The organism is Nocardioides panzhihuensis, assembly GCF_013408335.1.
Taxonomy (GTDB): domain Bacteria; phylum Actinomycetota; class Actinomycetes; order Propionibacteriales; family Nocardioidaceae; genus Nocardioides; species Nocardioides panzhihuensis.
Genome location: NZ_JACBZR010000001.1, coordinates 5,205,138 through 5,230,266 on the forward strand (window position 1 = coordinate 5,205,138; position 25,129 = coordinate 5,230,266).

Here is a 25,129-nt window from a genome sequence, read left to right on the forward strand (position 1 = left end):
GTCGGCGAGCGGCCTGACGATGATGTCGAACATGAAGATCAATGTTCGCCGAATGGCGTCTGTCGTTGCCGTTCCTGTGATGCTCCTGGCCACGGCCACCGCCTGTGGCGGCTCTGAGAGCGAGGAGCCGGACTCGAAGCCCGTCGCGGAGGCCGAGGCCGCCAACAGTGCCGAGGCTGCGCCGTCCGTGCCGGCTGCTGGGGACGTCCCCGACCCGAGGAACGATCCCGACGGCTTCGAGGACTACCTCACCGACATGTACGTCAAGGCGGGTATGACCGACGACCAGGCGACGTGCATGTCGGCGGCGTTCATGGACAACGTGGACCTCGACGCCATCACCGACCCTGCGTCGGTCTCCACGTTGATGGGTGACGAGAAGCTGACGGAAGCCATGGCGAAGTGCGTGTGACGACCATGATCGGCTGATCGCCGGTCGCCGCTCCCCGATCTGACAGCCGGGCACACCTAGACTCCCGAACGTGGAGCATCAGGTGTTGCTGATCGTCGGGGCGGCGCTGGCGATCATGATCGCGGCCTCGGTCTTCTCGCGGCGTACCGGGGTGGCGGCGCCGCTGCTGCTCGTCGGCCTCGGGATCGGGGCGAGCTATCTGCCGGGGGCGCCGGAGATCGAGATCGGGCCGGAGCTGATCCTGGCCGGCGTCCTGCCGCCGTTGCTCTACTCCTCCGCGGTCAACCTGCCGGTGATCGACTTCCGGCGGAACTTCCGGCTGATCAGCTGGCTGTCGGTCGTGATGGTGATCGTCTCCGCGGTGGTGATCGGCGCGGTCGTCCACTGGCTGTTCCCGGCGATCTCGTTCCCGCTCGCGGTCGCGCTCGGCGCGGTCGTCAGTCCCACCGACGCGGTGGCCGCGACGGCGATCGGGCGCCGGGTCGGGCTGCCGCCGCGGGTGATGGCGGTGCTGGAGGGGGAGAGCCTGGTCAACGACGCCTCCGCGCTCGTCGTCCTCCGGACGGCGGTGGCTGGGATCGCCGCGACCAGCTCGTTCTCGCTGGGGCGTACAGCCCTGGAGTTCGGGTGGGCGGTGCTCGGCGCGCTCGTGATCGGCGGTGTCGTCGGTTGGCTCACGGTGCTGCTCCGCCAGCGTCTGGACGATCCGGTGCTCAACACCACGATCTCCTTCGCGGTGCCGTTCATCGCCTACTTCCCGGCCGAGGAGCTGAACGCGTCCGGAGTGCTCGCCGTCGTCGTCGCCGGTCTGGTGACGGGCGCGCTCGGCAGCCGCCGGTTCAGCGCGCGCGACCGGCAGAACCAGGCCACCACCTGGACGACCTTCAACTTCATCCTCGAGAGCGGCGTCTTCCTGGCGATGGGCTACCAGCTGCCCGCGCTCGTCGACGCCGCCCGCGGCGAGACCACTGCGGGCGAGCTGACCGGCCTCGTCCTCGTCGTCTTCGCCCTGCTGGTCCTGCTGCGGTTCATCGGGCTCGCCGGGCCCGCGCTGCGGGACCGGGAGGAGAACAAGGAAGAGGTACGCACCCGCCTCGACCAGTTCGAGGAGAAGCTCGACTCGCTGACCCCCGCCGACGACCGGGAGGACGCCCGGATCACCTCGGCCCGGCGGCGGCTGGCGCGGGGCCGGGCGGACATCGACTTCGAGGAGCGCGAGCCGATCACCAGGCGTGGCTTCCTGATCATCGGCTGGGCCGGGATGCGTGGCGTCGTCACGGTCGCCGCCGCCCACACCATCCCGGTCGGCACCTCCCACCGCGCGACGGTGGTGCTCGCCGCCTTCCTGGTCGCGCTCATCACGCTCGTGCTCTTCGGCCTCACGCTCCCGGCAGTGATCCGCCGGATGCGCTTCCCGGGTGAGTCGTCGGCGGACCGGCACGACGCGTTCCGGGCCCTGCTCCGTCAGGTCGGCGAGGATGCGATCGACAACCTCGGACCGCTGGAGTCGCAGACCATCGACGGAGAGCCGATCGACCCCCAGCTGGTGACGAAGCTCAAGGACCGGATCCTCCCGCGGGTGCTCGCGGGCGTACGCGACGCTCCCAGCATCAGGCCCGACGTGATGGAGCAGACGGTGATCCTGCAGCTGCGCTACCTCGAGGCGATGCGCGACGCGCTCTCCGCCGAGCGCGGCATCGGCGCCTACAGCTCGCACACCTACCGGAAGGTCGAGGCGATGCTCGACGACATGGAGAAGCGGCTCGACGCGAGCTGAGCCCGTGAATGGGCGCCGGCCGGTTACCTTGGCGCCTGCGGGCCCGTCATCACCATGACGGAGCGCGCGCGAGGAAGGTGACGACATGACCGGATCAGGGCCACACGAAGCAACGGCGGAGGCCTTCGAGCAGCAGCGCGAGCGCCTGGCGGCGGTCGCCTACCGGATGCTCGGGTCCAGGGCGGACGCCGAGGACGCGGTGCAGGAGGCGTGGATCCGGCTGGCCCGGCAGGACGAGGCCTCGATCGACAACCTGGCCGGCTGGCTGACCACCGTGGTGGGGCGGGTCTGCATCGACGTGCTCCGCTCGCGTAAGACCCGGCCGGAGCTGTCGTACGAGGACCGGCTGCCCGAGCTCGTGGTGGCCGTCGACGGCGGGGCGGAGCCCGAGGACGACGCGATGCTCGCCGAGTCGGTCGGGCTGGCACTGCTCGTGGTGCTCGACTCCCTCACGCCCAACGAACGGCTGGCGTTCGTCCTGCACGACATGTTCGCGGTGCCCTTCGCCGAGATCGGCGAGATCATCGGCCGGTCCACCGACGCGACCAAGATGCTCGCCAGCCGGGCTCGCCGGAAGGTGCAGGGCACACCGCAGCCGCAGGAGGAGCCGCGGCGCCAGCGCGCAGTGGTCGATGCATTTCTCGCCGCGGCACGGAACGGGGACTTCGAAGGGCTCGTCACCCTGCTCGATCCGAACGTGACCTGGCGGACGTACCACCCGAAGGGCGTGCTGACCACGGTCGGCGCGGCCGAGGTGGCCGAACCGGTCCTGCGCGGCGCCCGCTCGATGACCTCGGTGCTCCCGGTCCTGGTCAACGGCGAGCCCGGTTTCGTGGCCTGGGGCGCCAACGGCAAGTTGCTCGGCGTGGCGGCGTGCACCGTGGTCGAAGGCCGGATCGTCGAGCTGCTGACCGTGAGCGACCGCAAGCGCCTCGACGCCATGGGTCTGCCCCCGCGACCCGAGTAGCGCGCCCTCGTCGCCTTGGGTTGTTACCTCTTGAAGAACTGCTTCGTCGTAGTGGTGCAAGCATCCGAAGACGAAGGAGATCAAGATGGAAAGCCGGATCAACCCCATGGGCAACGAGATCGGGGCCGCGTGGGCGAAGCACATCATCTCGTCGAACAAGATCATCGCCGGCTCGACACTGCCGAAGGCCGTGCAGGAGCTGGTGAAGATCCGCGCCAGCCAGATCAACGGCTGTGGCGGCTGCCTCGACATGCACACCAAGGACGCCGCAGCCGCCGGTGAGAGCGCGCTGCGGATCAACCTGGTCGGAGCATGGCGGGAGACGACGGTCTACACCGAAGCGGAGCGGGCGGCGCTGGAGCTCACCGATCAGGGCACTCGCCTCGCCGACTCCAGCGGGGTCACCGATGAGGCGTGGGCCAACGCGGAGAAGCACTTCGACGAAGACCAGCTGATGGCCCTGGTCGGCCTGATCTGCCTGATCAACGCCTTCAACCGCCTCAACGTGATCACGCGGACTCCCGGCGGCGAGTACCAGCCCGGGCAGTACGCCTGACACCGCGACTCGCTTCAGGCTCGCGGCGGACCCGGCTCTGGGTCCGCCGCGGCCACAGACCTCATCGATTCTGCCTAGGAGAAGACTCATGAACATCGCACTTTGGATCGTCGCCGGCCTGATGGCCGCCATCTACCTGCTCTCCGGATTCGGGAAGCTGTTCGTCCCCAGAGAGAGGATGGCTGCGATGGGCGACGCCTCGCGCTGGGTTCTCGACTTCCGGCCCAGCACTCTCAAGATCATCGGCGCACTCGAGATCCTCGGCGTCATCGGCCTGATCCTGCCAGCGCTGCTCGACATCGCGCCGATCCTGGTGCCGCTGGCGGCATACGGCCTGACGTTGATCATGGCCGGTGCCGTGACCGTGCGGATCCGCCGTGGCGAGACGAAAGCCGCGCTGGTGGACGCGACCTACCTCGCCTTGACCGCTTTCGTGGCGATCGGCCGCTTCGCATGGGTCCCCTTCACCGGGTGATCAGGCCGACTCCCGGCGGGGTCACACCGTCTCGAAGCCGGCCATCATCGCCATGTCCTCGTGCTCCAGGTTGTGGCAGTGGATGAGGAACCGGCCGGCGTACTTCTCGAACCTCACCCTCACCCGGACGGCCTCGTAGGGACGTACGTCGACGGTGTCCTTCCAGCCGTGGTCCATCGGCCCCGGGCCGCGGTTGCCGCGTCGGAGCACCTGGAAGGGCGAGAGGTGGACGTGGACGGGGTGGTGGGCGTCGGTGAAGAACTCCCAGATCTCGGTGTTGTCGAGTGGCACCTTGGCCTGCGGCACGGCAGGCTCGAACGGCTTGCCGTTGATCCCCCAGCCCATGCGGCCGTGCACGGCCTCGCGGCGGAAGTGCCACTTGCGGACAACCGCGCCGTCGGGCTTCTCGGGCTCGGGTACGTCCGCGAGCCTCTTGGCCAGTCGATCGGCCAGCCGGACATCGTCGGTCGCCCGGCGGGCGATGCGGAACCGCATCACCTGAGCGGTGCGGCCGGTGCCGAGGTCGTTGCGCAGCTCGACGGTCGTCCCGGGCGCCAGTGAACGGAAGTCGACGACGACGTCGAACCGTTCGCCCGAGGCCATCGTGACCACGTCGTGCTCGACAGGGCGGGCCAGCAACCCACCGTCGGAGCCGATCTGGGTGAACGCCACCGGCTTCCCGTCGGCGGTTCGCAGACGCAGCGCATAGCGGCGGGCGTTGGAGGCGTTGAGCAGACGCAGCCGGTACTGAGCCGCGTCGACCTCCGCCTCGGGCCACGGGGCGCCGTTGACGAGGATGACGTCGCCGAGCACACCGGCCATGTAGCGGTCCTCGACCCCGGGCTGACCGAGCAGCTCCGGGTCGAGGGCGGGGTAGCGCAGCGCGCCGTCCTCGTCGAAGGCTCGGTCGGCGATCATCAGCGGGATCTCCCGCTCCCCTCGCGGCAGCGAGAGCGCGTCCTCCTCGTCGTCGCGGATGATGTGGAATCCGGCCAGCCCACGCCACACCTGCGGAGCGGTGAAGTCCATCCGGTGGTCGTGGTACCAGAGCGTCGTGGCCGGCTGCTCGAGCGGATAGCGGTAGTCCCGTCTTCCGGTCGTGACCTGGGCTTTCGGGTCGTGCATGGCTTCGTGTCCGCCGCCGTGGCCGCCATCCCCGCCGTGTCCGCCGTCGTGCCCGGAGTGATCGGCACCGGGCTGCGCGGGCCTGGGCTGCTCGAACCCGGGTGGCAACAGCAGGTCGGTCGGCCAGCCGTCGCTGTCCGCGGGCGTGTGTCCGCCGTGGAGATGCGTCGCGGTCGGCAGCGTGAGGGAGTTGGTGTGGCGCACGGTCACGGCCTGGCCCCGGCGGGTCTCCAGCGTGGGGCCGGGAAAGACCCCGTCGTACGTCATCATCTCGGTCTTCAGCCCGGGCAGGATCTCCACCGTCGCGGGGCGCTGCGCGATCTCGATGAGATCACCGGACGGTCGCTTGACCGGCGGCAACGGCAACGGCGTCGCGTACGCCTCGGGCAGTCTCGCCGCGCTGCGCAGGATCCGTCCGGTCTGCTCGGGAGCCTCGCCGCAGGCGGCCAGCGATCCAGCGAGCGGCGCGGCCAGGCTCGCGCCCAGGAGGGTGCGTCGGTTGAGCCTCATCGCCGGGTCTCCCGCGGGCGGCCGGCGCCGCGGCGCAGGGAGGCGATGGCCAGGCCGACGGCCACACCGACGGTGAGCACCCCGATCGGGACGTGGAGCTCGAGGGCTCGGACGTAGCCGAGAACTGCCTGGACGTGGATGAGGAGGAAGAGCGTGACCGACCAGACGAGGAACCACCAGCGCCCGCCCATCGCGACGACGGCGACCGCGGCGATGGGAACCAGCAGGCCGAAGGCCTGCAGGGCTGCCGCACCGGCGGCGTGGAGGCCCAGTGCCCCGAAGGTTCCGGAGAAGTAGGAGCCGATGAAGATCGGTTGCCCGATCGCGAAGAGCGCAATCACGACAGCCACGGCTCGGAAGCAGAAGAGGCTGATGCGTGGTCGACGCTCGCGTGATGGGCGATCGGTGGGGGTCTCTGTGGTGGTCACACCTCGACAATAGGTAGCGGAGGTACGTATGGCATCGGGCTTTCCCCTGAGATCGCCCGGCTGCTGTCGGGGTCGAGGACGACCTGCGTACGCCGCCATGTTTCTGTTTTGTGACATCCGCCCAATGAGGTTCTGCCTCCGTGCCGGTGTCCGATCCCCGGCCGCGCCCCTACCGTCGAGTAGCAACCGGAACCCCGGACAGCCCGGGGACGGACGGACGAAGGAGCATGCTCGGTGCTCAGATCACTCTCACTCCGAATCGCCGCGGTCGCCGCGGCAGTCACTCTCCCCCTCTTCGGACTGGTCGCGCCATCCGATGCGGCGAGCCCCTACGAGCGCGGGCCGAACCCGACCTCGGCCAGCGTCCTCGACAACGGCACGTTCTCCCTCTCCACGGCCTCGGTCTCCTCGCTGGTGACCGGCTTCGGCGGCGGGACGATCTACTACCCCACCTCTACCACCCAAGGGACGTACGGCGGTGTCGTGCTCGCCCCCGGCTACACGGCCTCCTCGTCCTCCTACTCCGCCGTCGCGCGCCGAGTGGCCTCGCACGGCTTCGTGGTCTTCGCCATCGACACGAACTCCCGCTACGACCAGCCCAACAGCCGCGGGTCGCAGATCCTGGCCGCGGTCAGCTACCTGAAGAGCAGCGCCTCCTCCGCGGTCGCCACGCGTCTGGACGAGTCCCGGATCGCGGTCTCCGGCCACTCCATGGGCGGCGGTGGCACCCTCGCCGCTGCCAACCAGGACTCCTCGATCAAGGCCGCGGTCGCGCTGCAGCCCTGGCACACCGACAAGACCTGGCCCGGCATCCGGATCCCGACCATGATCATCGGCGCGGAGAACGACTCCGTCGCGTCGGTCAGCTCGCACTCCATCCCCTTCTACAACTCGGCCACCGGGGCCCCGGAGAAGGCGTACGGCGAGATCAACAACGGCGACCACTTCATCGCCAACACCGATGACGACTGGCAAGGACGCCTCTTCGTCACCTGGCTGAAGAGGTACGTCGACGACGACACGCGCTACTCGCAGTTCCTCTGCCCGGCGCCGACGTCGGTCAACCTGTCCGACTACCGCAACACCTGCCCGGACTGATCTGACGGTCCTGACGTAGGAAATGAACCGGCCACCTCGGGGGAGGTGGCCGGTTCTGCTACCCCCACGTTGGAAGATGGGGGCATGACCGGAATTAGTGGAAACGGCGGAAACAGCCCAGGAATCCGCGTCGCGTCCGTCGACGACATCCCGGAGGGCGAGGGGATCGCCATCTCCTCCGACGTCACCGGGACCGAGGACGACATCGCCATCCTGCGCGACGACGATGGCACCTGCTGGGCCCTCAACGACACCTGCACCCACGAGACCGCCTCGCTGGCCGAGGGCTGGGTCGAGGACGGCGACGTCGAGTGCCCCCTCCATTCATCACGGTTCAACCTCAAGACCGGCAAGGTCGACGGGCTCCCGGCCACCCGGGACACCGTGCCGCACCGGGTCGAGGTGCGTGACGGAGAGGTCTACCTGTTCCCCGGCGAGAGGCCGTGACGGTCGCGTCGGTTGTCGTCGTCGGTGGCGGGATCGCCGGTGTCTCCACGGTCGCGGAGCTCCGGAAGGCTGGGTACGCCGGTGAGCTGGTGCTGGTCTCGGCCGATGCTGTTCCCTGCGACCGCCCGCCGCTGTCCAAGGAGTATCTCGCCGGCAGCCGCGACCTCGAGTCGATCGCGCTGCAGCCGTCGCAGTGGTACGCCGAGCAACAGACCTCGCTGGTCGGGGGAGTCGTCGCGGTGGCGATCCGCCCGGACACCGGCGAGGTCGAGCTCGACGACGGCCGCGTGCTGACTGCCGACAAGATCGTGCTCGCGACAGGTGGTCGGGCAGCGCGGCCCGCGGTCGGATCCCCGAGCCATGTGCTGCGGGACGTCACGGACGCCGACGGGCTGCGTACGTCCCTCGTGCCCGGTGCGCGGTTGCTGATCGTCGGGGCAGGACTGATCGGGGCGGAGGTCGCCTCGACCGCCCGTGGTCTGGGGGCTGAGGTCGTGCTGGTCGATCCGCTCGATCCGCCTCTCGCCGCCGCGGTCGGCATCGAGGTGGCCCGGTGGTTGCACGGCCTGCATGCCGACCACGGCGTCGAGGCCGTGACTGCCACGGTCGAGACGTTGCTGGAGACGCCGACCGCGGTCGCGGCGCAGCTGAGCGGCGAGCCGGACTCACGCGAGTTCGACGCAGTGCTCTTGGCCGTCGGCCTGGTCCCCGAGACCGGTTTGGCCGATGCGGCCGGCTTGGAGACGTCTCGCGGCGTCCTGGTCGACGCCGGCCAGGTGACCAGCCATCCGTCGGTGCTCGCGGTCGGAGACTGTGCCCGGCTCCGGGACCACCATCGGGCCGAACACTGGGAGGCCGCCCGGCTGGACGGTGCCAGGGCGGCGGCCACGATCCTCGGATCAGAGCCCCCGCCCGCCGCCGCGCCCTGGTGGTGGTCGGACCGCTACGGCCTCCACGTCGAAGGGGTCGGTGAGATGCGTTCACCGGACGCGGCGCACGAGAACGTCGTACGCGGTGTGCTCGGCGAGCCGCCGTTCTCTGTGTTCACGCTGCGGGGCGAGCGCGTCATCGGCGCGGTGGCGGTCGACGACCCCAACGCCGTGCGCGCAGCGCGTCGGCTGATCGACCGGCAGGTCGGCGTACGGGCGTCCGATCTGGCGGACGCAGCCCAGAATCTCCGAAAGCTGCTCTAAAAGCCGCCGAGCCGGCGCAGATGTCCGAGTTATCCACAGGGTGCTGTGGATAACTCGGGACAAATGCGCCGACTCGGTGGGAATCCGCGAGGCAGTTGCGTCTGCTCGGGGTCAGACGGTCAGCTGAGCCGGCTTCGACTGGTTGGCGACACGGTTCTCGGCGTCGATGAACCAGGCCAGCTGCTCGACCCGCGTGATGATCGCGTGGAGCAGGTCGGCCGTGGTCGGGTCCTCGGAGTCGATGTCGTCGTGGATCTCACGAGCCGTCTTCGAGGTGGCGTAGAGCGCAGCGGCGGCGAGGTCGGCGGCCGTCGCGGTGTCGACCTCGGCCGCCGGGAGGGGCGCGAGGGTGGTGTCCTCGGAGACGGTGCCGGTGCGGCCGTCGGGGAGGATGTAGAGCGCGCGCATCCGCTCGGCGACCTCGTCGGTGAAGTTGCGGGCGGCGTCGACGACCTCGTCGAGGACGAGGTGCATGTCGCGGAAGTTCTTGCCCACGACGTTCCAGTGAAGCTGCTTGCCCTGAAGGCTGAGCTCGGTCAGATCGACGAGCAGGCGCTGCATCTGGGTCGCGAACGCCGGGCTCGGCACGAACGCGGGGTGCGAGGTGTGGGTGGCGCTGCTGGTGTCGGTCTTGGTGGTCATGTTCGGCTGATCCCCCTGGGTTGTGTTGGTATCTGCTGCTGATCTCAACTGTGTCACCTTTTCTTGAACGATTCCAGAAAGGTAAGTCTTCCCTAAGTCGTCGCCGAGTTTCTCCGTACGCCGTAGAGTCGGTCCGTGCCGTCAGCCGGAGACGCCTCAGCTCCTCTCGTCGCGCAGGTTCGTCGTCCGGAGATCTTCGAGACCAACCGGTTGAGCCCGGACGCGCAGGTCGAGGCCTGGGAACGTCACAACGCCAGCGCGTTGGTCGCGCTCTCCTGCCGGCCGATCGACGGCCACGGGTTCGACGCGCAGGAGGTCAACCTGCAGCTCGACGAGATCCATCTGGCGCGGGTCCGGGCCACCCGCCACGTCGTCGAGCGGCCGGCCAGCCTCGTCAAGGAGATGCCCGCCCGATCGATCGCCGTCTACGCCAGCCTCCGCGGCGAGGCGATCTTGGAGTACGCCGGTCACCGGAGGGTCATCCGGCCAGGACAGCTGATCGTCTGCGACGTGGACGCGCCGTTCCTGCGGGGTTTCGGACACGGGCTCGAGGAGCTCGCGGTCAAGGTCCCGGTGTCGGCCTTCACAGCCCGCACCGGCATGGCGTCGATGCCGACGCCGCTCGTCCTCGACGCAGGCCGGGACCAGGACCCGCACGGCCGCGCCCTGGTCCAGATGGTCGGCCGAGCGCTCCGGGCCAACGACCCGGTGCCCGCCGACGAGAACGCCGTGCTCGACCTGATCGCGGTGATCGCGACCGCCGGGAAGGTATCTCTGGGCACCGCCCATCGCGCCGCGGCGAAGGCGTTCATCGAGGACCATCTCGCCGATCCCGGTCTCTCCGCCCCTGCCGTCGCCGCGGGCGCCGGCATCTCCGAACGCCACCTGTCCCGGCTCTTCGCCGACGCCGGCAGCAGCGTTCCCCGCCACATCCTCGGCCGCCGCCTCGAGCTCGCCTACGCGATGCTCGCCACCGGCTCGGACCCGAGCATCCGCACCATCGACGTCGCCGACAAGTGCGGCTTCACCTCCGCCTCGTACTTCTCCCAGGCCTTCCGCAAGCGCTTCGGCGTCACCGCCGGAGACGTACGCCGCGCCGCCCGCCCCTGACCGCCCCAGCCGAGACGTCACGCCCGTCGGCCGAGACGTCACCCCCGTCGGCCGAAGCGTCACTCCCGTCGGCCGAGTGGGCATTCGAGTGCCAAGTCGGCCGACGCGAGTGACTTCTCGGCCGACGCGAGTGACTTCTCGGCGCGAAAGGGTGACAAGTCCACCAAAGTCCGATAGTTCTTCGATGCCGTTTTCCGCCAACCAGCCCCTGTGTCCCACCTGCAGGCGGCGATGACGGACGACACTCCTCAACACCCCACTCTCTAAGGAGACGTACGTGCCCAACGGACTCACCACCGGACGCGGCCTGAGCATGGCCGCCGCCGGTGTCGCAGCGATGGCGCTGACCCTGACCGCATGCGGGTCGGGCGGCATCGACGACGAAGGCGGTGGCGGCGCGGACAAGCTCACCATCGGCTTCGTCTCGACCGAGACCGGCTCCTCGGCCCCGTTCGGCGAGGCGAACAGCTTCGTCGTCGACGAGCTGGAGACCTACTTCAAGGACAACCCGGTCAAGGCCGGCGACAAGGAGCTCGACGTCGAGATCGTCGTGCGTGACGCGCAGAGCGACACCACGAAGGCCGGGGCGGTGGCCGGGGACCTGATCAACAAGGACGGTGCCGACATCATCGTCGCCTCCTCGACGCCCGACATCGTCAACCCGGTCTCGGAGCAGTGCGAGGCCAACTCGGTCCCGTGCATCACCACGGTCGCCCCGTGGCAGCCCTTCGCGATCCGCAGCGGCGACAAGCCGGCCGAGCTGAAGTACAGCTACCACTTCTTCTGGGGCCTCGAGGACGTCTCGACGGTCTATGCCGACATCTGGGGCAAGGTCCCCAACAACAAGAAGGCCGGCGGCCTGTTCCCGAAGGACCCCGACGGCGAGGCCTGGGGCGCCAACTTCCCGGCGCTCACCGAGGCGTCGGGCGTCAAGATCGACAACCCGGGCAACTACCCGAACGGCACCAAGGACTTCTCGGCCCAGATCAGCGCCTACAAGGGTCACGACGTCCTGGTCGGCGTCCCGATCCCGCCGGACTTCACCACGTTCTGGCAGCAGGCGAAGCAGCAGGGCTACAACCCGAAGGTCGCGACCATCGGCAAGGCGCTGCTCTTCCCGAGCAGCGTCGAGGCGCTCGGCCCGATCGCCCACAACCTCTCCACCGAGGTGTGGTGGACCCCGACCGCTCCTTACGAGTCATCGCTGACCGGCGAGTCCGCGCAGGAGCTGGCCGACACGTACGAGGAGAAGACCGGCAAGCAGTGGACCCAGCCGCTGGGCTTCGCGCACGCGCTCTTCGAGGTCGCGACCGCGGCGGTGACCGAGGCGGGCTCGACCGACGCCGACGCGGTCACCAAGGCGCTGTCCGGCCTCGAGGTCTCCACGGTCGTCGGTGACGTCGCCTGGGGCAAGGACGCGAACGTCCCGCCGTACGTCGCCAAGACCTCCCTCGCGGGCGGTCAGTGGCGCCAGGTCGAGGGCGGGGAGCACCCGTTCGAGCTGGTCGTCGTGCAGAACTCGCTGGCTCCCGACGTACCTCTCGGGGGCGAGCCCGAGGCGCTCAAGTGACCTCTTCCCCACCATCGGGAGAGCCATCGGTCGAGGCCTCCGGCAGCGCGCTTCGCGGCGCGCTGCTGGAGGCCGAAGGCCTGGCCAAGGCGTTCGGCCAGGTCGTCACCGCCCGCTCGGTCTCCTTCCACGTGGCTCCCGGCGAGGCGCTCGGCATCGTCGGCCCGAACGGTGCCGGCAAGTCGACGCTCCTCAACCTGGTGACCGGCGCCCAACCGGTCGACGCCGGGACCATCCGGTTCGACGGCGCCGACATCACCCGGATGCCGGCCGCCCGGCGTACGGCCCTGGGGATCGGACGTACGTTCCAGATCCCCCGCCCCTTCGAGGGGCTCACCGTCTTCGAGAACGTGCTCGTCGGATCGACCTTCGGCGCGGGCGCGCGCCGGAAGGTGGCCGACGAGCAGGCCTGGCAGGCGCTCGAGACCGCCGACCTGACCCACCTGGCCAACACCCCCGCCGGCTCGCTGCGGCTGCTCGACCGCAAGCGGCTCGAGCTCGCCCGCGCGCTGGCCACCCAGCCGCGGTTGCTGCTTCTCGACGAGATCGCCGGTGGCCTCACCGAGCACGAGCTGCCCGCCCTGATCGAGACCATCTCGGCGATCCGCGACGGTGGCACCGGCGTCGTCTGGATCGAGCACATCGTGCACGCGTTGCTGCAGGTCGTGGACCGGTTGATGTGCCTGGCCCAGGGCGACGTCGTCGCCACCGGCGACCCGCGTGAGGTGATGGCCTCGGACGCGGTCGCCGCCGTCTATCTCGGCTCCCCCGACCTGGAAGGCGAGACCCCATGAGCACCCTCCTCGAGGTCGACGCGATCGACGTCGCCTATGGCGACTTCCGCGCACTGCACGGCATCACCCTCCGGGTCGCCGAGGGCGAGACGCTCGCGGTGATCGGCGCCAACGGCGCCGGCAAGTCGACGCTCCTGAAGGCGATCGCCGGCCTGCTCCGCCCGATCGCCGGCCAGATTCGTTTCGCCGGCCACAACGTCTCCCACACCCCCGCCCACCGGCGGGTCCGCGAAGGCATCGCGCTCACGCCGGAAGGGCGGAGGATCTTCGGCTCGCTCACCGTCGAGGAGAACCTCAAGGTCGGTGCGTACGGCCGCCGTCCCGGTCCCTGGGACCTCACGACCGTCTACGACGCGTTCCCGCTGCTCGCGGAGAAGCGGTCGCGCAAGGGAGCGCACCTGTCCGGTGGCGAACAGCAGGCCACCGCGATCGGCCGGGCGCTGATGTCCAACCCGAGGCTGCTCCTCCTCGACGAGGTCTCCCTGGGGCTCGCCCCGGTGGTGATCGCCGACATCTACAAGGCGCTGCCGATGATCACCGGGAAGGGAACGACGGTGCTCGTGGTCGAACAGGACCTCACCCAGGCGCTGACGGTCGCCGACCGGGTGCAGTGCCTGCTCGAGGGCCGCACGGTCCTCGAAGGCGCCGCGGCCGACGTCACCCGTGAGCAGGTCCAGGCGGCGTACTTCGGGATCGACGAGCAGGAGGTGGGCTGATGGACTGGATCAACGCGGTCCTCCAGGGCCTCCTCCTCGGCGGCCAGTACGCGCTCCTCGCCTGCGGACTGAGCCTCATCTTCGGGGTGATGCGGATCGTCAACCTCGCCCACGGCGTCTTCGCGGTCGCCTCGGCCTATCTCGCGCTCTGGGTCGTCCAGCAGACCGGGATGCCTTCGTTCCTGACGCTCCTCGTCGTGATCCCGGTGCTCGCGGCGGTCGGCTACGCGATCCAACGCGGCCTGTTCAACCCGGCGCTGCGCCACGGCGAGCTGTCGCCGCTGCTGGTCTCCTTCGGCCTGGCCGTCATCGGCGCCAACCTCCTCCAGGAGGTCTTCACCGCCGACTCCCGCAAGATCTCGATCGGCACCCTGTCGACCTCGTCGGTCGAGCTCGGCGGGCTGCGGCTCGGCGTCTTCTCGCTGCTCACCCTGGTGGTCGCGGTCGGGGTCATCGTCGGCCTGCAGCTCTACCTCTCCCACACCCGCATCGGCCGCGCCATGCGGGCGACCAAGGACGACCCCGAGGCGGCGACGCTCATGGGGATCGACGAGAGGCACATGTACGCCCTGGCCACCGCGATCGCGGTGGGCACCGTGGCTCTGGCCGGCGTCTTTCTCGGCATGTCGACGCAGTTCAGCCCGACGTACGGGGATCTGGTCCTCATCTTCGCCTTCGAGGCGGTCATCATCGGTGGCCTCGGCTCGCTGTGGGGCACGCTCCTCGGCGGCCTCGTGCTGGGCGTGGCGCAGACCGTCGGCGCCCAGATCGACCCGGCCTACGGCGTCCTCGCGGGCCACCTCGTCTTCCTGGTCGTGCTCCTGTTCCGGCCCCAGGGCCTGCTCCCGAAGGCGGTCGCCGCATGACTGTGAAACCCCGGACAGGCACAGGAGGCCCGAAGGTCGTACGCGGCGGCTGGCCCTCGCTCGCAGGTGGCGGGGTTCTCGCCGCGATCGTGGTGTTCCTGGCCGGGGCGCCGTGGTTCGTGTTCAGCCCCGGGGACGTGACCAACCTGGTCACCCTCTTCGCGCTGATCATCCTCGGCACGACCTGGAACCTGATGGCCGGCTACGGCGGCCTCGTCTCGATCGGGCAGCAGGCCTTCATCGGCGCGGGCGGGTATGGCGTGATCAAGCTCGCCGACGTCGTCGGCCTGCCGATCCCGGTGGCGGTCGTGGCGGCCGGTGTCGTCTGCGCGCTGCTTGCGCTGCCGACCTCGTTCCTGCTGTTCCGGCTGGTCGGAGGATATTTCGCGATCGGTACGTGGGTGGTGGCCGAGGTCTTCAAGCTGGTCACCCAGGAGCTCCCGGGCTTCGGCGGCGGCTCCGGCCTCTCGCTCACCTCCTTCCAGGGGGTCGACCGGGTGACCCGGATCGCGACCGTCTACTACCTGGCGCTGGTGCTGGCCGTGCTCGTCGTGCTCGCGACGTACGTCCTGATGCGCTCGCGCATCGGGCTCGGTCTGACCGCGATCCGCGACGACAAGGTGGCGGCGGCGTCCTTGGGAGTCGCGGTGCGGCGCTCGCAGCGGATCGTCTATGTCGCGGCGTCCGGTGGTGCCGGTCTGGCCGGGGCACTGATCGCGGTCAACGGCCTGCGGGTCTCGCCGGACTCGATGTTCTCGGTCCAGTACACCGCCTTCATGATCTTCATCGTCGTCATCGGCGGCCTGGGGACGATCGAGGGCCCGATCCTGGGCGCGGTGATCTTCTTCGCGCTGCAACAGCTGATGGACTCCTACGGCACCTGGTATCTCGTCGCGCTCGGCACGGTGGCGATCGCCGTGGTCCTGCTGGCCCCGCGCGGGTTGTGGGGGCTGGCGGCGCGCGGCCGCTACGAGATCTTTCCGGTCGGTCACACGGTGCATCCACCGAACTAGGAAGTTATCCACAGGTTTGTCCACAAGGGGCTTTGGCTGTGGAAAACTCGGGTCCGCCGGGGAGGCTTCGCGGATCCACTAGGCTGCGGGACGAGACGTAGTCTGATCAGGAGGTCCGGGCCGATGAATCAGGCGGCTGACGGCGACAGCCCCATCCGGGCCAACCACGAGGCGATGCTGGCTGCGGGCGACGGGCTCGTCACCGACGGTGAGACGTTCGACAAGACCGGCAAGACCATGCCTGGCTTGGACGGGCTGGGGCCGGCGGCGCTGTTGATCAGCGGCGTCATCTCCTCCTACGCCGACGCCGGGATGAGGCTGTCCGCGGAGGCCCAGACGATCGGTGATGCCGTACGTGTCTGCAGCGGCGAGCTCGCCGACGCTGATGCCGACTCGGCCGACGCCTTGAAGATCCTGCGGCAGGGAATGGGCGAATGAGCGTCGACACCTCCTTCGAGGGGCGCCCGGGAGCGCTGGAGTCGATCGCGACCTGGCTCCGGTCGACCTACGCGAGCGGAGCCGAAGACCTCACCACGTCCGTGCTCGGCCGACGCCGCCGGATCGAGGACGTCTGGGAGGGCGAGGGCGAACAGGCCTTCCACACGCGGGCGACCGAGCTGGCCCACAGCTCCGACGGCGTCGAGTCAACAGCCCGCGGGACCGCGACCACCATCGAGGTGCTCGCCGGGTCGATGCGTACGGCCAAGAACGGGCTGGCGACGGTCCGCGAAAACGCTCGCGGCGCTGGGCTCGTCGTCAGCGGTGACACGATCCAGCAGCCGACCGCTGTCGCTCATCCCGGCCCCGAGCCGGCGCCGGACGTCGACGCCGCGACGATGAACGCCTACAACAGCAGGGTCACCACCTGGAACGCGTACCAGGAGAAGGTGACGGCCTACAACACGGCTTCGAGCGACACCGGCGAATATCTGGAGGGCTGGCGCGAGGCGCTCGAGTCGGCCGCCGAGAAGCTCTCCAAGGACGATGCCAACCTGGTCACGCTGACCGGCAACCTGATCGTCGACGGCGGCGGCGGAGCGATCGCAGCCAGGATGGCGGTGTGGTACGCCGATGCGGGCAGGACCGCTCGCGAGACTGCCGGTAGAGCGGCACAGCATCTGGACGAGCTGGTCAAGGACGGGCGGCTCGCCGGCGACAAGGGCACGTTCTACAAATACCTCGATGACAAGGCCAAGGCGCTCCAGCACCTCGACGACATGGAGGCCAAGAGCACGGCTCCGAACCTCCCCAAGGGCGTGAAGATCGGCGGAGGGATCATCGGCGCGCTGGCGATGGGCTACGGCATCAAGTCGGACATCGAGGACGGCGAGTCGACCACGCAGGCCGTGGTATCGAACGCCGGCGGGACCGCTGTCGGGCTCGGCGCGAGCATCGCCGCCGCCGCGGGGGCGGGCGCGGCCGTCGGCGCACTCGGTGGCAGCGTCGTGCCGGGTCTGGGGACCGCAGTAGGTGCTGTCGCCGGTGTCATCGTCGGCACCGGGGTCGCCATCGTGACCTCGGGTGCCATCGACTCGATGTTCGAGAAGGGCGTCGACAGCGTCGGCGACGTCGGCGAGGCGATCGGCGACGGATGGAACGACCTGACCAACACCGCCGGAGGGCTCTGGGACGCCGGCGGCGATCTCATCGACGGAATCTTCTGAGAGGTTGTTCGTGCGCGTGCTCAAGGCATTGTGCGTCGTCATGGTGGCGCTCATCGGGACAGCGGTCATCGCGTCGTCCGGGACACAGTCCGGCGGCAGTCGGGTGGCGATGGCGCTGTTCGGCTTCGCCGTGCTCATCGCCGCTGTCGCTGGGGCGGTCACCTGGTTCCCCCGCGCCCGGCGGCCGGAGGCGTACGTCTCCTCTGCCGGTGGTGCGGTCACGGTCTCGCTCACGCGGCGGCTGTCGGCCGTGACGCTCACGATGCTGCTGGCGCTCGCCGCGCTGCTGGTGATCGGCGCCATCGCGGTCGCCGGCGGGAGCAGCTGGATCCTCGGGGGCTTGGCGCTCCTGCTGCTCATCCCCGTTCCCGACCTCGTCAAAGGGCTCGGTCGGCGTCCGCATCTGCGCATCGGCCCGGCCGGGATCCGGCTGCACGGCTGGACCAGCGACGTCGAGATCGCCTGGAGCGACGTGCTCGAGGTGAGTCAGGCCAGCATCAACGCGCAGACGCCGATCGTTCGAGTCCGTGGGCGTGACGGAGCGGCGTCCTACGGGCACACGAAGCGCGGGATCCTCTTCGGCAAGCGGCCGGCCGACCCCGATCTGGACGTGCCCGCGACCTCGCTCGACGACCCGTACGGGATCTACGTGGTCCTCAACGGCCTGGCGATGGCTCGCGCCGACGAGCGGCCGGGAATGGTCGCCGCGATCCCGGGGCTCCTCGAGGACCGCGCCGACGGCGTCAAGCCGGAGAACCCGTCGCGCCGCTGAGGCGCTGTGGTTCGCTCGGCTTGTCGGGCAGTCCGGGCAGTCCGGGCAGTGTGGTCAGTCTGGTCAGGCGCCGGAAGACAGCGGTGCTGCTCGTGGGTGTGAGCCCAGGACCGCCGTCGGCCGAGACGAGGAGCGCGTCGCGGCGTACTGCGGCGGTGAGGTCGAGCTGTCGGTCCCCGGCCGCCCGGATGCGCCAGGCCAGGTCTGAGCGCAGCTGGGCGAGAGCGCTCGACCGTCGGGCCTGGTCCTGGGCGACGAGGTCGGTGATGGTCTGGTCGTCCGCCGGCTCCGCCGGTCCCGTGCGGTCGCCGGGAAAGGGCCTCAGACTGACCGCCTGGGCGAGGCCTGAGGCGGCGAAGGCGCGAGATGCCGGGACCAGGCGCAGGGTGCTGTCGTTCACCGCGATCAGTGCGGCTCCCGAGGATGAGGCGTACGCGAACCTGTGACGACGCCGGGTCGGGGCCGTCGATACGTCGACCGTGACCGTCAGGTCGGGGCTGCGCAGCGCGTCGAGCAGGTCGGTGAGGCCGGGCGGGACCGAGCCGAGGGCGGACCTGATCGCCGGAGGGTCGGTGCCCGGCCGGAGGAGGTGGGTGAAGATCTCGTAGTCGAGCTGCAGCGCGGTGCCTCCGGCGGGACGGAACTCAACCTGCACCGGCGGCCACCTCGGCCGGTTGCCAGCTCTGCGCTGCCGTGGCGACGACGTCAGCCAGCGAGTCGTAGCGATCGGTGGCCAGCGTCGCGGTCAGCGTATGCCCGACCGATCCGTCGACGTGCTCGACGATCACGAACCACTGCTCCAGCACCAGCGCCTCGTCGTTGGGCCCGGTGTGGTGGGCGAGCCGCCGACCGCCGGGCCGACCCGCGACCCCAAGGCGCTCCAGGTCGACGAGGAGATAGCCAGGAAGCGTCTTGCTGACCAGGTCTTCGGTCTGATGCACCCACTGGCGCAACCCGACCTCGTCACCGAGCGGTTCGACTGTGTGGGCCAGAGTGCCGCGAAACCGGTCGCTGTCGAGACCGTGGTGCTCGACCGCCATCCAGAGCGTTTCTCCAGGAGGCCGGGCCAACCGGTCCCAGTCCGGCGGAATCGGCGGTAGCACTGGCACGTCTCCTCCTACTTGCGTCCACGGCGGACGCGAGGACAGCGTACGTGTCTACTGGTGGGTAACATGGTGCCCGTGACCGAACCCCTCTCCGTTGCAGCGACCACCGAGACGTACGCGATCGAGCGTGCCGAGGGCACGAGCTTCACGCTCACCGTGGTCCGGGCCGCGGATCCCGAGGCGCCGACCCTGCTGGTCGTGCCCGCGATGGGCATGTCGGCGGGCTACTACGACAAGCTGATCGTGGCCTTTGCGGCGGCGGGGATCAACGCCGGCCGGATGGAGCAGCGCGGCCACGAGGAGGTCGGCGGACGGGTCGCCGGCTGGTCCTACGACTTCGGCTACGCCGACCTGGTCGACGACATCGCCGCCGCGGTCGACCGCCTCGGCGAGCTGATCCCGGCCTCGGCCGGCGCGACGTACGTCCTCGGGCACAGCCTCGGCGGCCAGGCCGCCAGCGCCTACGCGGCGCTGCACCCCGACCGGGTCGCCGGCCTGGTCTACGTCGCCTCGCAGACGCCCTACTGGCGCAACTACGGCCCGGGATTCCTGCTCGCCAGCCAGGCGATGGGCCTGGTCGGCCGGGTCGTCGGCCACTTCCCCGGCAAGCAGCTCAAGTTCGCCGGCCGCGAGGCCCGCACCCTGATGAAGGAATGGGCCAGGTACGCCCGCACCGGCCGCCTCCGGTTCGGCCGGCCGGCCCACGACGTCACCACCGCGATGCGCGCGCTGGAGAAGCCGGCGCTGATCGTCTCGATCGAGGACGACTGGCTCGCCCCCAGCGCGACGGTCGACGAGATCCATCGACGGATGCCCGGGCTCGAGGTCGCGCGCGTCCACCTGGACGAACCCGGCATCGACCACTTCAAGTGGGCCCGGAAGCCTGACTCGACCGTCGCGGCTGTTCAGCAGTGGCTGTCGCGCTAGTCGCGTACGCATTTCCGCCAACCAGCGCCCCCACCTTTGATGCCGCCCGAGCGGGCCGGTAAGACTCGCTCCTGAGACTGCGTTCCCACACCCCGCCGCGGTCTCGGAAAGGTGAGGAAATGCCAGTCTTCGACGACGGTCAGCAAGAGACCGAGGTCCCCGAGACCGAGGACGTGGTGACCACCGACGTCCTCGTCGTGGGATCCGGCCCGGCCGGTGCGTCCGCCGCGCTCTTCCTGAGCGAGCTCGGTGTCGACAACATCATGATCACGAAGTACCGCTGGACCGCGAACACCCCGCGGGCACACATCACCAACCAGCGCGCGATGGAGATCTTCCGCGACCTGGGCATCGAGGAGCAGGTGCTGGCCGACGCGACGCCGCACGAGCTCGTCGGCGACACCGTCTTCTGCACCAGCATCGCAGGCGAGGAGATCGGCCGGATCCGCACCTGGGGCACCCGCCCCGACCGCGAGGCCGACTACCAGCTCGCGTCGCCGTGCCTGACCGTCGACATCCCGCAGACGTACCTCGAGCCGATCCTGGTCCGCAACGCGACCGAGCGCGGCACTCAGACGCGGTTCTCCACCGAATACCTGAGCCACACCCAGGACGACGAGGGCGTCACCACGATCGCCCGCGACCGGCTGACCGGCCACGAGTACAGGATCCGCTCGAAGTTCCTCATCGGCGCGGACGGTGCCCGAACCCAGGTCGGCGCCGACATCGACCTCCCGCTCGAGGGCGCGATGGACATCGCCGGCTCGATGAACATCACCTTCAAGGCCGACCTCTCCGAGCTGGTCGACCACCGCCCGTCGGTCCTCTACTGGGTCATCCAGCCGGGCTCGAACGTCGGTGGCATCGGCACCGGCCTGGTCCGGATGATCCGCCCCTGGGACGAGTGGCTGATCGTGTGGGGCTACGACATCAACCAGCCGCCGCCCGAGCTGACCGAGGAGTACGCGGTCAAGGTCATCCGCGACCTGCTCGGGATGCCCGACCTGGAGCCGGACGTGACCGGCTACTCGCTGTGGGGCGTCAACGAGATGTACGCGACCCACGCCCAGAAGGGCCGCGTCTTCTGCGCCGGCGACGCCATCCACCGGCACCCGCCGTCGAACGGCCTCGGCTCCAACACCTCCATCCAGGACTCCTACAACCTGGCCTGGAAGCTCGCCGCGGTCCTGCAGGGTTACGCGGAGCCGGCGCTCCTGGACTCCTACTCGACCGAGCGCACCCCGGTCGCGAAGCGCATCGTCACCCGCGCCAACCAGTCCGCCCGCGAGTTCGGCGAGCTCTTCGAGGCGCTCGGCGTCGTCGGCCTCGAGGGCGAGGAGATGGCCAAGGCGATCGAGGAGCGGAAGGCCAACACGCCCGAGGGCGCGGCCAAGCGCGCTGTGCTGGTCACCGCGATGGAGCGCAAGAACTACGAGTTCAACGCCCACGGCGTCGAGCTCGGCCAGTTCTACGAGTCCAACGCGATCGTCTCCGACGGCACCCGGCCCGCGCCGACCGACGACGAGGACCTCTACCACCGGATGTCGACCTCGCCGGGTGCTCACCTCCCGCACGCCTGGGTCGGTGACAACGTCGAGAAGCAGGCGATGCTCGACCTCGCTCCCTACACGCAGTGGACGCTGATCACCGGCGTCGCGGGCGAGGCGTGGGAGGACGCGGTGGCCGAGACGAGGTCCCGGTTCGGGATCCCGCTCCAGGCGGTCGTGATCGGGCCGGGCCGTCCGGTCACCGACCTCTACTTCGACTGGGCCAAGCTCCGGGAGGTCGAGGAGTCGGGCGCCATCCTGGTCCGCCCCGACAAGCACATCGCCTGGCGCGCCATGTCGCTTCCCGAGGACCCTGCCGCCGCGCTGGGTTCGGCGGTCGCGACCTTGCTGGGCAAGGCCTGATCGTTCCGGTCGAGTGGGGGATTCGATGAAGTTCACACATGAGTCGCTGCCACAGCGGGTCCGCTTCGCCACCGGCGAGGCGCCCGCTGCGGTGGCAGCAGAGATCGAGGAGCTCGGGGCGCGGCGGGTGATGGTCATCGCCGGCGAGCGCGAGGCCGAGCTCGCCGCCCGGGTGACCGCCGAGGTCCCGGTCGCGCTGCGTCACGACGAGGTCGTGATGCACGTGCCGGTCGAGGTCGCCGAGCGGGCTCGTGAGCGGGCGGCCGAGTCCGCCGTCGACGCGCTGGTGTGCGTCGGCGGTGGCTCGACCACCGGGCTCGCCAAGGCCGTCGCGCTCACCACGGGGCTGTGGATCGTGGCGGTCCCGACGACGTACGCCGGGTCCGAGGCGACCAACGTCTGGGGTCTGACCTCGGGCGAGACCAAGACGACCGGCATCGACGCCCGCGTCCTGCCACGATCGGTCGTCTACGACGCTGCCTTGCTGACCACGCTGCCGGGCGAGATGACCGTCGCCAGCGGGCTCAACGCGCTGGCACACTGCGTCGACGCCATGTGGGGCCCGCGGGTCGATCCCATCGACCAGGTGTTCGCCGCCGAAGGGATCCGGGGGCTCGCCGCGGGGTTGCCGCTGGTCAGGTCCGACTCGGAGAGCATCGAGGGGATCGAGCAGACCCTCTACGGCGCCTATCTCGCGGCGGTGTCCTTCACGTCGGCCGGGTCTGGGATGCACCACAAGATCTGCCACGTGCTCGGCGGGATGTTCAACCTGCCGCACGCCCAGACCCACGCGGTCGTGCTCCCGCACGTGCTCGCCTTCAACGCGCCGTCCGCTCCCGAGGCGGAGGCGCGGATGGCTTCCGCGTTCGGGGCACCGACCGCCGTGGCGGGGCTGGCGGCGCTGCGTACGACACTGTCCGCGCCGAAGGCGCTCGCGGACTACGGCATGCCCGAGAACGGCATCGCCAAGGCGGTCGGGCCGATCATGGCCGCGATCCCCGACAACAACCCGACCCCGGTCACCGAGGAGAACCTGACCGCGCTGCTGACCGCGGCGTGGGCGGGAGAGGAGAGCTGATGAGCGACGTACGTGAGGTATCGCCGGAGCAGCAGACGGTCGAGCAGACCCTGGTCGACACCGTCGTCGCGTCCTTCGACGCCTGCGAGGACCCGCGCCTGAAGGAGGTCATGGGCTCGCTGACGCGTCACCTGCACGCCTTCATCCGCGACGTACGCCTCACCGAGGACGAGTGGAGCGCGGCCATCGCGTTCCTGACGGCCGCCGGCCACATCACCGACGACGTACGCCAGGAGTTCATCCTCCTCTCCGACACCCTCGGCGCCTCGATGCAGACGATCAACATCAACAACCAGGCGTACGCCGACGCGACCGAGGCCACCGTCTTCGGGCCGTTCTTCGTGGAGGACTCCCCGGCGATCGAGCCGGGCGGGGACATGGCCTTCGGGGCCCCGGGCGAGCCGTGCTGGGTCACCGGGACGGTCACCTCGACGGACGGAGAGCCGCTGGTCGGCGCGAAGATCGAGGTCTGGGAGGCGGACGAGGACGGGCTCTACGACGTCCAGCGCGATGCGGGCGCGCGGGCGGCTCGGGCGCACCTGTTCACCGACGCCGAGGGCGGCTACCGGTTCTGGGGGCTGACGCCCACGCCGTACCCGATCCCCGACGACGGTCCTGTCGGCAAGATGCTGGCCGCGGTCGGGCGCTCGCCGCTGCGGGCCTCGCACCTCCACTTCATGGTCACCCACGAGGGCTGCCGCACGCTGGTCACCCACATCTTCCCCGAGGGCGATCCGATCGGCTGGAAGGACACCGTCTTCGGGGTCAAGGAGTCGCTGATCAAGAAGTTCGAGCGGCAGGCCGCCGGGACGCCGACGCCGGACGGACGGGTCGTCGACGGCACCTGGTCGGAGGTGCGGTTCGACATCGTCCTCGCGCCCAGCGGGGTCTAGCCGAACCACACGCAGTCGTCCCTGGCGCGTTCGGACACAGGGGTGTAGCCCGTACGCGTCAGGGCGCCGGATGGACGATGTAGGTGAAGTCCTCGTGGAGCAGGACGTTGCCGGCGGAGTCGGCGATGGTGAGGTGATCGGTCACCCGGGAGTCCGGCGGATACGGGTGGTGATAGATCGTCGTCTCGGTCCAGGTCGCGCCCTCGGGAACGGTCAGGCCGTTCACGTCGAGCCCTCCCGGCGGTGCCGGATGGTCGAGGGTGATCCGGAGGGTTCCGCGCACCCAGCCGTCCGATCCGTCAGGGGTCAGGATGGGCTCGTTGACCGTGAACCGATCTCCGGCCCGGAAGGGTCGGATCTCCGGCCGGACCTGCATCGTCCGGGCGGCGCTCTTCCGGTTCCGGGTCGCCCGGACGGTCACGTTGAACGCGGGCAGCGTTCCGACCGCCGGCCCTTTCGTGACTGCCGTGAACGATGCCGTACGCCGCCCGGCCTGAACGGTGAGCGTGCTCGGAACCGTGACCGAGGACGAGCTCGAGGTGACGCTCACGGCCAGCGAGGTTCGGGCGACGCAGTCGAGCGTTACCGTCCCGGTGGCCCTCTGGCCGGCGTGGACGTAGACCGGCAACGCCACCGCGGTGGGCACCGGCGTCGGGTAGCAGGGGGTCGCCGTGCGGACGAGCGTCGCGCGGCGTACCACCTGCCGGTAGACCGCCTTGACCCTGCCGCTGCTACGGACCGTCGTGGGTGAGGTTCGGACGGTGAAGACGCGCGTGCTCCGGCCGCCGGTGACATAGACGTACGCCGGGACCCGGATGCCCGCACTGGCCCAGAGCTGCACCTTGGCGCGCCTGGGAGTCCGGCAGGTGAGCCGGATCGTGGCGGTGGTCGAGGTGCCCCCGGCCGCCGTGCTCCTGGCGAGCGTCAGCGACTTGAGCGCCGGCCGACAGGCCGCCTCCGCCGACGGTGCCGTCACCGCGGCAGGCACGTTGAGGACCGCGACGGCCAAGACGATGCCGAGGACGAGTCGAGCGAAGCAGCGGGACATCTTCGGAACGTATCGGGACCGCCGGTACGTGC

27 protein-coding genes are annotated in these 25,129 nt (G+C 69.9%); 21 read left to right on the forward strand and 6 right to left on the reverse strand.

Annotated features, from left to right (window positions below; genetic code table 11):
- Positions 1–52 precede the first annotated feature (52 nt).
- From BJ988_RS24705 to BJ988_RS24725, 5 genes are all read left to right on the forward strand, one after another.
- Positions 53–412, forward strand: a complete 360-nt coding sequence (locus BJ988_RS24705; RefSeq protein WP_179660499.1) for a hypothetical protein — start codon at positions 53–55, stop codon at positions 410–412.
- A 70-nt stretch (positions 413–482) separates the two neighbouring features.
- Entirely contained in the window at positions 483–2,189 is a 1,707-nt protein-coding gene (locus BJ988_RS24710) for a cation:proton antiporter domain-containing protein (protein WP_179660500.1), read from the forward strand.
- Positions 2,190–2,274: 85 nt separating this feature from the next.
- Positions 2,275–3,156 carry a sigma-70 family RNA polymerase sigma factor gene (locus tag BJ988_RS24715; RefSeq protein WP_179660501.1) on the forward strand — a complete coding sequence of 294 codons (882 nt, stop codon included), beginning with the start codon at positions 2,275–2,277 and terminating at the stop codon, positions 3,154–3,156.
- A gap of 85 nt (positions 3,157–3,241) precedes the next feature.
- The gene (locus BJ988_RS24720; protein ID WP_179660502.1) at positions 3,242–3,712 is read left to right on the forward strand and encodes a carboxymuconolactone decarboxylase family protein; all 471 of its coding nucleotides are present in this window, start codon (positions 3,242–3,244) and stop codon (positions 3,710–3,712) included.
- 88 nt (positions 3,713–3,800) lie between these two features.
- Complete coding sequence (locus BJ988_RS24725; protein WP_179660503.1) at positions 3,801–4,187, forward strand: DoxX family protein; 387 nt, start codon at positions 3,801–3,803, stop codon at positions 4,185–4,187.
- 21 nt (positions 4,188–4,208) lie between these two features.
- Here the strand turns inward: BJ988_RS24725 and BJ988_RS24730 are convergent, their stop codons facing one another.
- Both BJ988_RS24730 and BJ988_RS24735 read right to left on the reverse strand, forming a co-directional pair.
- Positions 4,209–5,822: a multicopper oxidase family protein gene (locus tag BJ988_RS24730; protein ID WP_179660504.1), complete on the reverse strand. Its 1,614-nt coding sequence runs from the start codon at positions 5,820–5,822 to the stop codon at positions 4,209–4,211.
- Entirely contained in the window at positions 5,819–6,250 is a 432-nt protein-coding gene (locus BJ988_RS24735; protein ID WP_179660505.1) for a hypothetical protein, read from the reverse strand. Before BJ988_RS24735 ends, BJ988_RS24730 begins: the two co-directional genes overlap by 4 nt.
- A 234-nt stretch (positions 6,251–6,484) precedes the next feature.
- Between BJ988_RS24735 and BJ988_RS24740 the strand changes: the two genes are divergently transcribed.
- The 3 genes from BJ988_RS24740 (at position 6,485) to BJ988_RS30700 (ending at position 8,988) form a co-directional block, all read left to right on the forward strand.
- Positions 6,485–7,348 (forward strand): alpha/beta fold hydrolase, encoded by an 864-nt coding sequence (locus BJ988_RS24740; protein ID WP_179660506.1) that lies wholly within the window; start codon positions 6,485–6,487, stop codon positions 7,346–7,348.
- Between the two features lie 84 nt (positions 7,349–7,432).
- Positions 7,433–7,795, forward strand: a complete 363-nt coding sequence (locus tag BJ988_RS24745; protein WP_179660507.1) for a non-heme iron oxygenase ferredoxin subunit — start codon at positions 7,433–7,435, stop codon at positions 7,793–7,795.
- Positions 7,792–8,988, forward strand: coding sequence for an FAD-dependent oxidoreductase (locus BJ988_RS30700; protein WP_179660508.1), 1,197 nt, complete (start codon positions 7,792–7,794; stop codon positions 8,986–8,988). Before BJ988_RS24745 ends, BJ988_RS30700 begins: the two co-directional genes overlap by 4 nt.
- A gap of 111 nt (positions 8,989–9,099) precedes the next feature.
- Here the strand turns inward: BJ988_RS30700 and BJ988_RS24755 are convergent, their stop codons facing one another.
- Entirely contained in the window at positions 9,100–9,630 is a 531-nt protein-coding gene (locus BJ988_RS24755) for a Dps family protein (RefSeq protein WP_179660509.1), read from the reverse strand.
- Between the two features lie 135 nt (positions 9,631–9,765).
- On the opposite strand from BJ988_RS24755, the gene BJ988_RS24760 reads away from it, so the two are divergent.
- From BJ988_RS24760 to BJ988_RS24800, 9 genes are all read left to right on the forward strand, one after another.
- Positions 9,766–10,740 (forward strand): helix-turn-helix domain-containing protein, encoded by a 975-nt coding sequence (locus BJ988_RS24760; protein ID WP_179660510.1) that lies wholly within the window; start codon positions 9,766–9,768, stop codon positions 10,738–10,740.
- 277 nt (positions 10,741–11,017) lie between these two features.
- Positions 11,018–12,310: an ABC transporter substrate-binding protein gene (locus tag BJ988_RS24765; protein WP_179660511.1), complete on the forward strand. Its 1,293-nt coding sequence runs from the start codon at positions 11,018–11,020 to the stop codon at positions 12,308–12,310.
- Complete coding sequence (locus BJ988_RS24770) at positions 12,307–13,104, forward strand: ABC transporter ATP-binding protein (protein ID WP_343051781.1); 798 nt, start codon at positions 12,307–12,309, stop codon at positions 13,102–13,104. Before BJ988_RS24765 ends, BJ988_RS24770 begins: the two co-directional genes overlap by 4 nt.
- The gene (locus tag BJ988_RS24775) at positions 13,101–13,820 is read left to right on the forward strand and encodes an ABC transporter ATP-binding protein (RefSeq protein WP_179660512.1); all 720 of its coding nucleotides are present in this window, start codon (positions 13,101–13,103) and stop codon (positions 13,818–13,820) included. Before BJ988_RS24770 ends, BJ988_RS24775 begins: the two co-directional genes overlap by 4 nt.
- On the forward strand, positions 13,820–14,686 hold the full coding sequence (locus tag BJ988_RS24780; protein WP_179660513.1) for a branched-chain amino acid ABC transporter permease: 867 nt from the start codon (positions 13,820–13,822) through the stop codon (positions 14,684–14,686). The genes BJ988_RS24775 and BJ988_RS24780 overlap by 1 nt, the downstream gene beginning before the upstream one ends.
- A complete protein-coding gene (locus tag BJ988_RS24785; RefSeq protein ID WP_179660514.1) occupies positions 14,683–15,699 on the forward strand; it encodes a branched-chain amino acid ABC transporter permease in 1,017 nt (338 codons plus the stop codon). The genes BJ988_RS24780 and BJ988_RS24785 overlap by 4 nt, the downstream gene beginning before the upstream one ends.
- 123 nt (positions 15,700–15,822) lie before the next feature.
- Positions 15,823–16,137 (forward strand): hypothetical protein, encoded by a 315-nt coding sequence (locus BJ988_RS24790; RefSeq protein ID WP_179660515.1) that lies wholly within the window; start codon positions 15,823–15,825, stop codon positions 16,135–16,137.
- Positions 16,134–17,363 (forward strand): hypothetical protein, encoded by a 1,230-nt coding sequence (locus BJ988_RS24795; RefSeq protein WP_179660516.1) that lies wholly within the window; start codon positions 16,134–16,136, stop codon positions 17,361–17,363. Before BJ988_RS24790 ends, BJ988_RS24795 begins: the two co-directional genes overlap by 4 nt.
- Positions 17,364–17,379: 16 nt before the next feature.
- The gene (locus BJ988_RS24800; RefSeq protein ID WP_179660517.1) at positions 17,380–18,135 is read left to right on the forward strand and encodes a PH domain-containing protein; all 756 of its coding nucleotides are present in this window, start codon (positions 17,380–17,382) and stop codon (positions 18,133–18,135) included.
- Here BJ988_RS24800 and BJ988_RS24805 read toward each other — a convergent pair.
- The gene (locus BJ988_RS24805) at positions 18,107–18,790 is read right to left on the reverse strand and encodes a hypothetical protein (RefSeq protein WP_179660518.1); all 684 of its coding nucleotides are present in this window, start codon (positions 18,788–18,790) and stop codon (positions 18,107–18,109) included. The genes BJ988_RS24800 and BJ988_RS24805 overlap by 29 nt on opposite strands.
- On the reverse strand, positions 18,780–19,244 hold the full coding sequence (locus tag BJ988_RS24810) for a hypothetical protein (protein ID WP_179660519.1): 465 nt from the start codon (positions 19,242–19,244) through the stop codon (positions 18,780–18,782). The genes BJ988_RS24805 and BJ988_RS24810 overlap by 11 nt, the downstream gene beginning before the upstream one ends.
- 72 nt (positions 19,245–19,316) lie before the next feature.
- Between BJ988_RS24810 and BJ988_RS24815 the strand changes: the two genes are divergently transcribed.
- From BJ988_RS24815 to BJ988_RS24830, 4 genes are all read left to right on the forward strand, one after another.
- Positions 19,317–20,168, forward strand: coding sequence for an alpha/beta fold hydrolase (locus BJ988_RS24815; protein WP_179660520.1), 852 nt, complete (start codon positions 19,317–19,319; stop codon positions 20,166–20,168).
- Between the two features lie 119 nt (positions 20,169–20,287).
- Positions 20,288–22,078, forward strand: a complete 1,791-nt coding sequence (locus BJ988_RS24820) for an FAD-dependent oxidoreductase (protein ID WP_179660521.1) — start codon at positions 20,288–20,290, stop codon at positions 22,076–22,078.
- Between the two features lie 25 nt (positions 22,079–22,103).
- Complete coding sequence (locus BJ988_RS24825) at positions 22,104–23,156, forward strand: maleylacetate reductase (RefSeq protein ID WP_179660522.1); 1,053 nt, start codon at positions 22,104–22,106, stop codon at positions 23,154–23,156.
- Positions 23,156–24,049, forward strand: a complete 894-nt coding sequence (locus tag BJ988_RS24830; RefSeq protein ID WP_179660523.1) for a dioxygenase family protein — start codon at positions 23,156–23,158, stop codon at positions 24,047–24,049. Before BJ988_RS24825 ends, BJ988_RS24830 begins: the two co-directional genes overlap by 1 nt.
- Positions 24,050–24,107: 58 nt before the next feature.
- Here BJ988_RS24830 and BJ988_RS24835 read toward each other — a convergent pair whose 3' ends face one another.
- Complete coding sequence (locus BJ988_RS24835; RefSeq protein ID WP_179660524.1) at positions 24,108–25,097, reverse strand: hypothetical protein; 990 nt, start codon at positions 25,095–25,097, stop codon at positions 24,108–24,110.
- Positions 25,098–25,129: the final 32 nt, after the last annotated feature.